General features: G+C 56.4%; 7 protein-coding genes. 2 read left to right on the top strand and 5 right to left on the bottom strand.

Translation table 11 applies throughout. From position 1 onward, the window contains the following. Window positions 1–50 precede the first annotated feature (50 nt). Window positions 51–2696, top strand: coding sequence for an SLBB domain-containing protein (locus AB4Y89_RS19535; protein ID WP_442302617.1), 2646 nt, complete (start codon window positions 51–53; stop codon window positions 2694–2696). Window positions 2697–3312: 616 nt separating this feature from the next. After that, a complete protein-coding gene (locus tag AB4Y89_RS19540) occupies window positions 3313–4284 on the top strand; it encodes a glycosyltransferase family 2 protein (RefSeq protein ID WP_442302618.1) in 972 nt (323 codons plus the stop codon). A 142-nt stretch (window positions 4285–4426) separates the two neighbouring features. Here the strand turns inward: AB4Y89_RS19540 and AB4Y89_RS19545 are convergent, their stop codons facing one another. From AB4Y89_RS19545 to AB4Y89_RS19565, 5 genes are all read right to left on the bottom strand, one after another. Next, on the bottom strand, window positions 4427–5506 hold the full coding sequence (locus AB4Y89_RS19545; RefSeq protein ID WP_442302619.1) for a LacI family DNA-binding transcriptional regulator: 1080 nt from the start codon (window positions 5504–5506) through the stop codon (window positions 4427–4429). A 27-nt stretch (window positions 5507–5533) separates the two neighbouring features. Next, window positions 5534–5968, bottom strand: a complete 435-nt coding sequence (locus tag AB4Y89_RS19550) for a hypothetical protein (protein WP_442302620.1) — start codon at window positions 5966–5968, stop codon at window positions 5534–5536. Window positions 5969–6069: 101 nt separating this feature from the next. Next, complete coding sequence (locus AB4Y89_RS19555) at window positions 6070–9816, bottom strand: TonB-dependent receptor domain-containing protein (RefSeq protein WP_442302621.1); 3747 nt, start codon at window positions 9814–9816, stop codon at window positions 6070–6072. 420 nt (window positions 9817–10236) lie between these two features. Next, a complete protein-coding gene (locus AB4Y89_RS19560; protein ID WP_442302622.1) occupies window positions 10237–11226 on the bottom strand; it encodes a pectinesterase family protein in 990 nt (329 codons plus the stop codon). 225 nt (window positions 11227–11451) lie between these two features. Then, on the bottom strand, window positions 11452–12966 hold the full coding sequence (locus tag AB4Y89_RS19565) for a GDSL-type esterase/lipase family protein (protein WP_442302623.1): 1515 nt from the start codon (window positions 12964–12966) through the stop codon (window positions 11452–11454). Window position 12967 lies beyond the last annotated feature (1 nt).

Below are 12967 nucleotides of genomic sequence, written 5' to 3' on the forward strand. Positions count from 1 at the left end.
TTGGGCGACAGCAGCTATACTGCTGCTAAAGTGAGGAGTAGTCTCCGTCCGTGCCTTTCAAGATTCGCCTGATCACATTCGTCGCCTGTTTCAGCTATTTTTCAGCATCAGTATCAGCCATTCACGGCCAGGCTCCTTCGGTTAACCCGACGACGATCCTGCAGCAGTATGACATTCAGTATGGCGCGGGCACGAACAATGCGACACAATATCCCGATCCCGCCGCGCAGCAGCAGCAGCAGCAGACGGGTCTTGCCCCCACTCCGCAGGTGCAACGTCCCCAGAGCGGGAATGCGTATCCCTCGCTCGACGATCAGAGTTTGCAACAACAACAGCAGCAACGGGACAGCAACCCTCTTCGCCCGGATCAGGAGAGTGCCGCCCGCCGGGAACGCCTGCTTACACAGCCGTCGGTGCCTCCACTGCCGCTGCAACTCGCCGCCGCAAACACATTTCGTACATTGCCTTCGATCTTCGGACGCCGCTTTTTCCGTGATCCGAACGATTACCCACCCAATACCGCAATGCAGGTACCCGACGATTACCAGCTTGCTCCTGGAGATGAAGTGCTGGTGCGGATGTGGGGATCCGTCTCTATGAATCAGAGAGTCTCCGTCGATCGTGCCGGAGCGATTTATCTTCCCCAAGTTGGAAAAATTACGGTTGCCGGCATTCCATTCAGCAATCTGGAAAACACATTTCGTGGCGCTATTGACCGCATTTATCGCAACTACAACCTCTCCGTCGAGTTGGGTCGTCTGCGTTCGATCCAGGTCTTCGTCACGGGAGCGGCACGGCAACCAGGCAGCTATACCGTAAGTTCCTTCAGCACCCTCATCAGTGCACTCTTCTCCTCCGGGGGCCCTGCCAATACGGGTTCATTCCGCCGGATCCAGCTTCGTCGCGGCGGCGAAACAGTGACGGAACTCGATCTGTATCGTTTTCTGCGGTTCGGCGATAAAACCAAAGATGTCCGTTTGATGCCCGGGGACGTCATTTTCATTCCTCCTGTCGGCGAGCAGATCGCAATTGGCGGAAGCGTCAAAGATACCGCGGTCTACGAATTGCTGGGAGGCGAGTCCGTAGAGGCTGCGCTGAGTCTGGCAGGCGGCAGATTGAATACCGCCGCCGAATCCCCTCTCACAATTGAACGCATCGTTCCGGGCGACAACAGAACCATCCTTCGTATCCCGTCGACGGCCCTGACAGAGACCCCTATACGCAATGGCGATATCGTCTTCGTCCCCGAACTTCCTCCGTCCTTTTCAAATGCAATTACCCTTCGCGGAAATGTTGTGCAACCGCTCCGATTTGCGTGGCATGCAGGCCTGAAACTCAGCGACATTCTCCCCGAGAAGAACGCTCTGCTTACCAAAGGCTACTGGTACACGCACAATCGCCTGGCGGTCGAACCCGACTTTCAGCCTCTGGCAACAACACGCCGCAACGCTCTTGGAGATACGGGCATAACCTCGCGCGACGCTGCCTCGCAGCAGTATCCCAATGGGACGGCCACGACAGGCACGACCTCTGATCAGACCGTTGGGCAGCAGTACCCCAATCAGTACTCCCCCAACGGCGCTTCCGAAGCAAATTCCAATCTCTATCTGAACCAAAACGGCGCCACTGGAACTGCTGGAAGCAGAGATCAATATCCCAATCAATATCCCAATCAATATCCCAATCCCAGCCAAGGCTCCATCTCAGGACGCGACCAGGTCAGTAAGGGAGCCGCCAAAGCGGTAAAGATCACTATTCCGGCCCCGGATATCGATTGGAGTTACGCTGTCATCGAGCGTAAAGACCCAGTTACCCTTAAAAGCACCCTCGTCCCTTTCAATCTAGGAAAGCTTGTCCTGGATCATGACATGAGCGAGGACAAGGAACTTCAACCCGAAGATGTCGTCACGATTTTCTCCCAGGCAGACGTTACTGTTCCGAGAGAACAGCAGACGAAGTTCGTCCGCGTAGAAGGCGAGGTCACCATGGCCGGCGTCTACGGAGTGGGAAATAACGAAAGCTGGACTGACGTCATAAAGAAAGCGGGCGGCCTCACCGCCAATGCGTATCCGTTCGGAGCGGAGTTTACACGTGAGTCGGCCCGCGTTGCCCAGCAACAGCGGCTGGATGATTACATCGAACGCCTTACCGCCGAAATCCAACACTCCGTCATTAATGTGACGGTAAACGGAGGCAGTGCCTCGTCGGCCGCTTCCAGCCTGCCTGTATTGCAAGCAGAGCTGTTGCGGCGTCTTCGGAATCAGAAGGCGACCGGCCGCGTCGTTCTCAATACAACACCGGACGCTCATGAATTTGGAGACCTGCCGAATATGGTTCCGGAAGACGGCGATGTCTTGATCATTCCGCCACGCCCAAGCACCGTCAATGTCATTGGAGCGGTGAACAATCAGAGCTCGTACATCTTCGCGCCCCTGGCCAAAGCAAAGTACTATCTCTCGCTGGCAGGAGGCGCCACGACTGCCGGAGATCGGTCCCGCACCTTTGTCATTCGTGCAAACGGCTCCATCGTCTCGGCCGAACAGGGCCACGCCTTCGCCAATCTACGACTGGCGCCCGGAGATACCGTTGTTGTTCCAGAAAAATCATTCAAGATCAATAAATTCCGCACGATCTTCGACTCCAGCTTTGCCAGCCAGTTCGCGGTGGTAGCAGCCATTATCTCTGTCATCCGGTAAGGCCTTTCGCGCCAGATGCGACATAGGGAAAATTCTCTCCCGTGCCGCATCTGGCGCCTGGCTTCCGGGCCGCTGATTTAGAGCATTTTCCCTGCTGCTGGGTAGCCCATAAAGTGTGTGCAGAGGAGTTTTCATTGCGGAAAACGTACATAGATACGGAAGCCGAACACTACACCTACAGGGAAAATGCTCTAGCATGGTGACAAATATGCGGCAATACTCTGGCAGTTACTCCGCCACACGGGTCTTGCCAAACAGCTTCGGGTTTCCTGTGCCTTTCACCTGTTCTTCCCTGTCACAAGCGAACTTGCACAAACCAGTTCCGGACCACGTTTACGACTTATACTTCCCCCATCGATCATTGGCGTATGGTGCCATCGACCGGCTGCACGGATTGGGATATCGTGGAGCTTCGGTTCCAGGTGCAGCGTAGCTTTGGAAAGCGCCTGTTTACCTACCGGGCCAGCAGTCGAACGTTGGAATGATCGGGGGATTCGCTGGTACCCTGGAGATTCGCGGTAAGGTGTTATTCTGGGAACAACACCCCCCCCAAGCGACTTTTTAGAATAACCGATGTTTGAACTACCATGCTACTCTCAGGGATGAGTTTGCTGTTATGCCTGTTCCGCTCACCGTAACCAGAGAATCGATTCAATCCGGCCCTACGCATACAACGATCAAGGACGTTGCGGTCATTATCCCCACACTGGATGCCGCGACCGACTGGCCAGACTTGATACGAGGTTTAAGATCGCAGTTCATCGATCCCTCTCAGATCTTTGTTGTTGACTCAGCTTCCACGGATAACACAGCATCACTCGCTCGAAATGCGGGATTTACGGTCATCCCGATTCAGAGATGTGAATTCGATCATGGCCACACTCGACAGATGGCCGCCAGCAAGATCGAATTTCCGATTCTGCTTTTTATGACGCAGGATGCTGTTCTCACAGCACCGGATTCGATCAATAAGCTGGTTGAGGCGTTTAATGACCCCCTTGTGGGATGTGCCTATGGCCGCCAGTTACCCCGCGCTGCAGCGGGTCCGATTGAGAAGCATGCCCGGTATTTCAACTATCCCGAAAGTACGTCGATCGTAACCCTGCATTCGCGCGAAACCATCGGGATGAAGGCATTCTTCATCTCCAACAGTTTTGCGGCATATCGGCGTGAAGCCCTATTGGAGGTCGGTGGTTTCCCTTCGGACATCATCTTTGGCGAAGACGCCTACGTAGCAGCGCGCATGCTGCTTGCAGGTTATAAAAAGGTTTACGTCGCCGACGCCACAGTGGTCCATTCCCATGACCTATCTTTGCGAGAAGAAGCCAAACGATACTTCGACATTGGCGTCTTCCACAGCCGGGAATCCTGGCTTCTTAAAAACTTCGGGCAGGCAACAGGAGAAGGTAAGAAATTCGTTCTTTCTGAGATCAAGATGCTGCTCCGGGTGAAGCCCTACCTATTGCCATACAGTCTGCTCCGAACCACGACGAAGCTGCTGAGCTACAAGCTTGGCCAGCGAGAGGCCGCGCTAAGCTCAGCTTTGAAACGGCGGCTCTCCATGAACCGCTCATACTGGTCCCGCTAGCTCTCATTCCATCTCTCGCAGTATCCCGGAGTATGGGTGCAGCGGCGTTTTCATTGAGGAAAACGCCCATCAATGCGTAGGCCCTACACTTCACCTACAGGGAAAATACGCTAGGGCGCGTCATCGGGTTGGATGGCACACCCTAGTTTGCAGGTGGCTTTGCTGTCGACTCTCGCAGAACGATGCTGGCGGAGAGCATGGGTTCGCTTGGCTGCTCGGCGCCATCGATATAGGCGTTCAGCATGGAGAGGACACTGCGCGCCAGATCCCCGCGTGGGGTCGCTACCGTCGTCAACGGCGGATGCAGGAAATCGCAGAGATAGGTGTTGTCGAAGCCAACGACAGAGACATCCTCCGGAATCGAAAGACCGGCGGCCTGCAATCCACGGAAAGCTCCCAGGGCGACAAGATCATTGATCGCTACGACAGCCGTAAACCGATAGCGCTCCAGCGCTCGCTGGACGGCACGTAGACCGGCGGCGGCAGGTTCGCCGGCTTCGTCGATGATGTGTACGTCCATTTCCTTCGGGTTGTACCGCAGTAGGGCCTCTTCGAACCCGATCTGGCGCTCCATATGGGAGAGCATGGGCGGCTCCGGCGGCTCCGAAAGACTCTGCTGCGAGTTCTTGATCAGAAGGATCCGGCGATGTCCGAGCTCCAGCAGATGCTGTACCGCAATGAACATACCGTGGCGCTTGTCCACGCGAACCGTACCGATGTGCGGACCTGCATGGGGATTATCCAGATATACCGTCGGAGTGCCGCTGCTCTTCAGCAGTGAGAAGGCTTCCGGATCGTTCTCCGAAGTCATCATGGCGATACCGGCAACCCGCAGGGCAAGCATTTGCCGTACCGCAGCGTATTGCTGTTCCGGATGAAAGCTGGTGGAGGCAAGAAAGGTCTCATAGCCCAATGCCCGGGCCTGGGTATCCAGGGCCTTTGCAATCTCCGCAAAGAATGGATTCAGCAGGTCGGAGACTATGATACCGATCAGCTTCGTGCGCCGGCGTGCCAGGTTGCTGGCAAAGATATTCGGGGTATAGCCGAGCTGCTCAATGACGTCCAACACACGCTGACGTGTCTCAGGGCGTATGTTGTCCTTCTCGTTGAGCACGCCGGAGACGGTGCTCAGTGAGACCTGGGCCATCCTTGCCACGTCCTGAATCTTGATCCGGCTGGACCGCTTCGTTTTATGCGCGTCCGCCTTCGGTGAAACTGCCAACGCAAATCTCCTGGAAAGGATAGGGGCCTATAAGCTTACCTGAACGAGAGAACAAGAGGAAACCACAACTGTTATGCGGTTCTCTTCGTTGTCAGCCAGGCAAGCGCATTCGCCATGGTCAGCAGGCATGCCGTCGTAGAGAGGGTGCTCGCGAATGAAATACCAGGAGCCCATCCAGGAAGCCGGTGAGGCTCCGACCCCGGTCGGGGCGTTGACGGGTAGCGATCCTAGCTTTACATCATCCGGCAGATAGATGGTGTCGTTCTTCCACGTAGCGCTGCGATCGAGCCAGAGACGCCAACCGTCATCAGAGATATCGAACTGTGCATCGAGGTAGCGCATGCTGCGGGCGTTTGCCGTGAGCAGAGCCTGCGAATTCTGTCGCCCGTATGCGCCTTCGAATTTCAGAGCAGAGGCGGCGCCGGCAAGCGTACTGTTACGCAGAGACGAGCGACGATCCATGCGAATGATTTCTCCAGAGGAGGCTTAAATTAATTACGGGTAGCGAACAAAGTAGCCAAAGAAATGCCGCCGGCGAACCGGCGGCTTTCCGAGTTGGAGGGTTAGAACTCGATGCGGGCAGCAAGCTGCAACGCGCGGTTGATGGGCGCCGAGGTGTCGACCACCATCGTTCCATAGCTGGAGCTACCGAACGTGTTCAACACAGCATTGGACTGGCTGTACACAAAGCGGGTGTGGTTAGTTACGTTGAAGTAATCGGCTTCCAGAACGAGCTTCGACGACTCGAACGATCCCACATGAGGTAGATCGATCGCGCGACGCAGGCTCAAATCCAGTTTGTAGTTGCCAGGCTGGAAGAGACCCGCATACGGGGCCGTGCGTGCCGTCGTACTGAACTTGTAGTCGTACTGCGCCTGAGCATTGGCGTAGGCGACAAATGCATTCGGATCCAGGAACTGCTTGCTCCCTACTTCAGCCGATGTAAGAGGACGTACTCCTACGTTCTGCAGGCGCCCGTTACCAACGTAGCTGGGGTTCATCTGCGGATAGCAGGCATTCTGAGACGGGTTTGTATTGCACGAGTTCATTGTGATCGACAGGGGAGCCCCTGAGTATGCCGTGAAGATTCCCGACAGACGGAAGCCACCGAAGGCAACGCGAGACCAGCGCGAGCCGCCGCCCAACGCTCCGGTACCAAAAGGCAGGTTATACGCACCGGTCGTCACGAATTTGTGGCGCTGATCTCCGAGAGACAAGCTCTGATCAAGAGAACGAGCGGCATGGAACTGCCCGTCAGAAGATACAGAAGCCGGAATGTCATAACCCGAGCGGAAAGTACCGTTGTTATCGATCGTACGTGACCACTGGTAGTTGGTCATGAACGTGAGACCGTTGGTCAGGCGCTTCGTGATATAGATCTGCAGCGCATGGAAGCTGGTATTACCCACAAAGCCATATGCATCGCTGATGCTGTTGTATTGCGGAAATGGCTTGAGCAATTGAGAAATTGTCGGGTTGCCTACGCCGCCAAAACTGGCATACGGCAGCGTTACACCTGCAGAGGCACGAGCGGATGCCGATGATGCCGCCGAGCCGAGCAGCGAACCGAGAGTCAGATACTTCGGGTCGAGCTGGTTCGAAGCAATGCCACGGCCATTCAGGCTGTCCGGCTGAAGGAAGTGCCCCTTCGAACCGACATAACTCATGGTCAGCGTAGTGCTCGGAGTGAGCTCACGCTGGATACCGAAGTTCCAGTTGATGAACTGAGGTGCACGGCCGCCGTAGTTCGGATCTGCATACGAAGGCGTCTGAGCAGGGCTGGAAATGAGTGTGGTGTTGTAGGTACCGATGGCCGGATCAAGGTTCGGAGGAGCTGCGTACGACGGGAAGGTTGTATCAAGCTTCCAGTACTGCGAACCGACCTGTCCGGAAGTAGGTTGTGTGAAGGTTGTGCTGGGGCTCACGCTATAGCCCAGCAGACCAACCCCCTGACGGGCGGTGGCGCTGCCGCCATTCGCGTTTCCATGGGTATAGATAACGCTATAGCTTCCGCGAATAACCGTTTTCGGGTCGAGCTGGTACGCAAAACCAACGCGCGGGCTGAAGCCTTTGAAGTAGTCATTCACCGGCCGATCGCAATTGCACTTACCGGAACCGTAGCCGCCGAAAGCGACCGCACCCTTGATTCCAACCACCGGATTGGTTGCGTTCGGATCGAAATAGGCAAACCGGTTCTTCACTTCACGGTAGCTTGGGAAGTAGTCGAAACGCACACCCAGATCCAGAGTCAGCTTCGAGGTAATCTTCCAGTTGTCCTGAACATAAGGCGAGATCGGACGGAAGCGCGCACCCGTCTCCGGGACGGCAGACAGAGTGAATGTACCAGTGTTGACTGCACCAATCAGGTAGCTGCCGTACGCCTGACCGGTGGACGAATTGACGGCAGTGGTGGGATTACCGTTCGTAACAGTGAAAGCGCCAGTGGCTGTGCTGTTGAAGGTCAACTGCAGCGGGTTCACACCGGTCGCATTATTAAGGAAGTTGTACTGCATCCATGCAATCTGCGCGCCGAAGGTGAACGTGTGATTGCCCTTGGTGTACTGCAGGTTATCGACCAGCACGAAGCCGTTCGCAACCGGACGATTGCTGGAATAGCCAGCCCAACGATTGATGTTGGTATTGCCAGTGAAGGTTACGGTCGGAAATGAATCCTGAGCCTGTCCAGTGGGCAGACCAGAAATTCCATTTGCAGCAGCGCCCCAGCCATTGCCGATGTCCTGGTTAAATCCAGGGCCGTCATAGCGACCGAAGGCGTAGTTGATCTGATTCGTGATGCGCGGCGTGATCGCGTAGGTGTGTTCGAAGAGAAATACCTTCGTCTTCGGAGCAAACTGCTGTGATGAAATGTACGGCGGCGGCATACCGTTGGACGAGGACGAAACTGTCACAGCGGCAGGGGCTGTCGTTGACTGACGGCCCCAGGCGAGTACTACCGAAAGAGCCTGCTTGCTGTTGATCGTGTAATCAATACGGTTCGTCGTAGTCCAGTTGCTCAGACCTGTCTTGTAGTTCACGAGGTAGTTATTGTTGACCGTGTTGGTCGTCGGGGCCGGGAGGTACGACTGGAGTCGGCGTGCCACGGCGGACTGGCGCGAAACCGGAATGATATTTCCCGCAAACCCATTACGCTTGTAACCGCCGCCTGAGACAGTGGTCGTGTCAGGATCATAAAGGCAGCCAGAGGCAGGATTGCTGGACGCGGTGCAACCGGTTGCCAGTTCAGTAAAGTCACCCTGACGCATCTTCAGCGTCGGAATCGTCATCGACTGAAATGGGACCTGCCGGGAAAACCGATATCCTTCATAACCACCGAAGACAAATAGCTTGTCCTTGATGATTGGGAAACCGACGAAGAGCCCGTACTCGTGCTGGTGCTCTGTAGGCTTCTGGAGTTGTCCCGTCAGCGGGTTGGTGGTCTTCTGGAAACCCCATGTGTCCAGCCCGGTATCACGGAAGTAGTCGTAGGCCGCACCGTGGATACGGTTCGTACCACGCTTGACCACGTAGTTCTGAACACCCTGGCCTTCATAGATCGCCGAATAGCCGACGGTCTGCACCTGAAATTGCTCAATCGCGTCAACGGCCATGGAGGTCCAGACGAAGCGCGGGTCACCTTCTCCAGCTACCGAAGTAATTGGTACACCGTTGATGTAGATTGCCGAAACAGCGCCACGGCTACCGCCGCCATTCACGATACCGGCGTTGGTGGTCTGATTGCCATTTGTTACCTGAGCGCTGACGCCCGGCAGCAATGACGCAAAGTCGGTCGCGCGGCGTTGACCGCCGCCATCCTGAATCAGCGGAAGAGCAGAATACTGCTCCTGCTCGATGGTCACACCCAGAGTTGCGTTCGAGGTCTCGAGCGTCGGAGGAGCGTCGGAGACAGTCACAGACTCAGTCGCCTCACCGGTTGGCAGGGTCAGATCCACTGAAAAGGTCTGCAGCGCGTTTACGTTGACGTTTTCCTGCGTAACAGTCTTGAAGCCCTGCCGCGAGACGATGATGGTGTACTTACCCGGATCAAGAGAAAACGTGTACTCACCGGACGGGTTCGTTTGCACCGTCAGCTTCTTATTGGTGCCGATGTCGGTGATCGTGACAGACGCATCGGGCACCACAGCACCCGTGCCATCTACGATGCGGCCATTGATCGATCCCTTACCGGCAAGTTGCGCGCTGGCAGAGACCGATAGCACTGCAGCCAGAGCCAGAGGTGTCACACAGCGAGCGACCCCTTTGGTCAGACCAACTGCAAGCGTTAGTCGAGATATTGAAGAACGAAACGTCATTGGTTACTCCTAAAAGTGAACTCGCTGGCATACGTTCGCCGCGATCATCCGCCGTGCGCCTACCCTCATGCGCCGGCTCGGTCTCGAAATTCGAGAGTGTGCGAATGTTACGCTTGTGAAAACATGAGAGTCAAACAAAGTTTTCCGCATTGAAACGGTTCGGTAACTGTAGGCAAGTTACCGATGAAATGTCAGGTTTAATCGGTAGTTTCGATTAATTGAAGCGTTTCGATTGATCTCCATGAGTGGAGCCACATAGACCGCCTTACCGTCGCCCGTGTAGAGAACTTTTTCCTCTTTATTTCCAGAGACTTCCAGCAAACAGAAAAGGCCCGGCAACGGGCTTTACGGCCCTTCCTCCTGAGCGGCGGGAGGATGCTTTTTGAAATAGTTTCAATAGGGCAATGGTCAGACCAATAACTAGCGAACCAGTTTGCGCAGCCGAGCCACTGCTGCCACCGGGTCCCAGCGATCCGGAGCGCCAAGCAGCCCAGACGGTGTCCAGGACTTTTCCTCGCCGGACGTGAGCGGCGGATAGCTGACGATCCTATGCCCGTCGTTCACCCCGGGACCATGGGACTTGTACTCCCGGTAGTTGCTGGTCTTCAGGCGGCCGCTCCACTCTGACCATCCATCGGCCGCAATCTTCTGCTCTACATCCGTGTCGTAGAACAGCACCGTGGAGTAATCCCTCCAGGGACGGCCAAGGACTACCTTGTCACCGACGTCCTGCCCGGTAATGCGGCAGTGCAGGAAGTAGTAGCCGGAGTCTTCTTCCGGGAAGTGCTTGCTTTGCGCCGTCAGCATGACGGTATCGTGGTGGCGGGAGTGCAATTCGCAATGATCAAAGACAGCCTTGGCGTCGCCGAAGATGTAGTCGACGTGCCCTTCGATATAGCAGTCGTGAAAGTACTGCCGCGAGGCAAGGCAGGCCGTGCGTCCCGGAGCAGGTGCGCTGCCATCTTTTGGAAGATTGTCGTGGCAGGTGCGGCTATTCGCGTAGAGGGTGTCCTGGGCGCCCAGGAGGCGCACGCGATCGAGCACCGCCTTATCTGAGCTCATAAGCAATGCCACCGCCTGAGATCCCTCCTCAAGGCGCTCGTGCTCCAACTCCCAGGTATTTTCTATGGTGAGGTTCTCAGCGGCAAAACCGTCGGCATCGACACTCACGCTTCCGCTCTTGCCTGTACCGCCGGCGGACTTGGCAGAATCATTCCAACTCAGGACGACATCCTGCGGCAGTTTGCCTGTACCGATCAGCTCAATATTTGGCGTGCCGACATGAATCTTCTCGCGGTACTTTCCTGGAGCGATGCGGATAATGGAGCCGTCTGACGGAGCATGATCGACTGCATCCTGCACTGTGCGGAAGTCGGCCTTGCCCTGCTTCGCGACAGTCAGAGTCCTCACGCCCCCTGCGGCCAGTGCGTACGAGGTACATACGGCCACTATCACCAGACGCCCCGTCAAGCGACAAACGTTCACGGAACCACTCCTTTATTGGATGAAATAGGTTCTGGTGCTTGAGCATTTTCCCTGTTGCCGGGTAGCCCGGAACTGGTGTGCAGCGGCGTTTTCATTGCGGAAAACGCCCATAGATGCGGAAGCCCTACTCTACACCTACAGGGAAATGCTCTAGTGTCCGTCGGTCGGTGCAGCCTGCTGCAGGACCGGGGTTGCGCCGTCTGGAAGCCCATTGACATTCGGCCCAAGCTCCACCTGCGTACGGATGACATTGTCCGCAACCATCCGGCCGAAGACCGCTTTGCCCTTGTCATTCAGGTGCGTCCGGTCTGGCTTCACTGCACTGCCGTTCTCGGCATTGGCGTCAGGATGAGTTGTCGCGTTGAACGCATCCGCCTCCTCCTGAGTCTTCGCCGACAGGAAATGTTGCGACAGGCTGAAGAGATCGACAAACGTCACCTTCTCTTCCGCAGCCATACGACGAGCCGCGGCCGAGTACTCGTCCAGGCCATCCTTCACCAGCCTGCCGTCTTTGTAGTTCCGGCGGGAAAGAGAGCTGACGATGATCGGAATACCGCCGATGGAACGGACATCCTGAATAAACCGCCGCAGGTTCTCGCTATACAAGCCATCAGGATCGGCGTGCCGCTTCGGGTCATCTTTCTGATCGTTATGGCCGAACTGGATGAAGTAGTAGCTCCCCTTCTCGTCCAGCGCCTTCTTCCACCAGCCTTCATCAATGTAGCTCTTCGTGCTGCGGCCGTTCTGCCCCAGGTCAACACAGGCGACGTTCGGTGTAAGGGTCGCACAGAAGCCCGGGCCCCAGCCTCCCTCAAGCGCAACCGTTGAATCACCGGTCAGTACCACCTTGAAGGGCGCCCCTTGGATGACACGCATGGCAAGCTGCCCCTCAGGAGGAAGCTCCGCCGCATTGGGCCGCACATACTGCTGCAGCGCAGGAACAGCTTTGCCGAGATCGACGGCGACGATGCGGCCGAAGGCATAGCTTCCCTGCCAATCGAGGTGCGTCTTGTCGGGCTGCAGTTTTCCGTCCTTGTCCTTCTTGGTGATGCCGAGCTTCAGTCCCGCCTGCTCTCCGATGCCGTCCAGATAGGCAATGCTCTCGGCCTGCAGATCAATAAGCGGCACCTGCATCTCCGTGGCAACCCGCTTCATGGTCGCGGCATGCGCCAGAAGATCGCTATGGACTTTGCCGTCCTTTTCGAAGTACCGGCGGGTCAACGGCGTCACCAGCACCGGCTTAATGCCATGAGCGCGCGCTTCCTCAACGTAGCGACGCAGATTCTTCTCGTAGTCCGCCATGGAGACCTGCCGATCCAGGTGCTCGGCCGTCTCCATATCGTTGTGCCCGAACTGAATCAGCATGTAATCGGGCTTCGTGCTCAGGCTGCGATCCCAGAGGCCGAGCTCGCGATAGGTTTTGGTGCTGGCGCCGCCCTTTGCCATATTCAGGCAGTCGATCTTCTCCGAGAGGTTGGCGCAGAAGCCGCGGCCGTAACCGGCGCTGTCGGTCTGCGTAGAATCACCGATCAGATCGACACGCACTGCGGTCCCCGGCCTGCGCTGGGCCGGTTGCGAACCGACATACGCATCTTCAGCGACAGCGCCGGTTACGACGGCACAGAGGAACAACGCGCCCAGACTTCTGGCAGCAATCCACATCATC

It is taken from the genome of Terriglobus sp. 2YAB30_2, from assembly GCF_052114765.1.
In the GTDB taxonomy this organism is placed as follows: Bacteria; Acidobacteriota; Terriglobia; order Terriglobales; family Acidobacteriaceae; genus Terriglobus.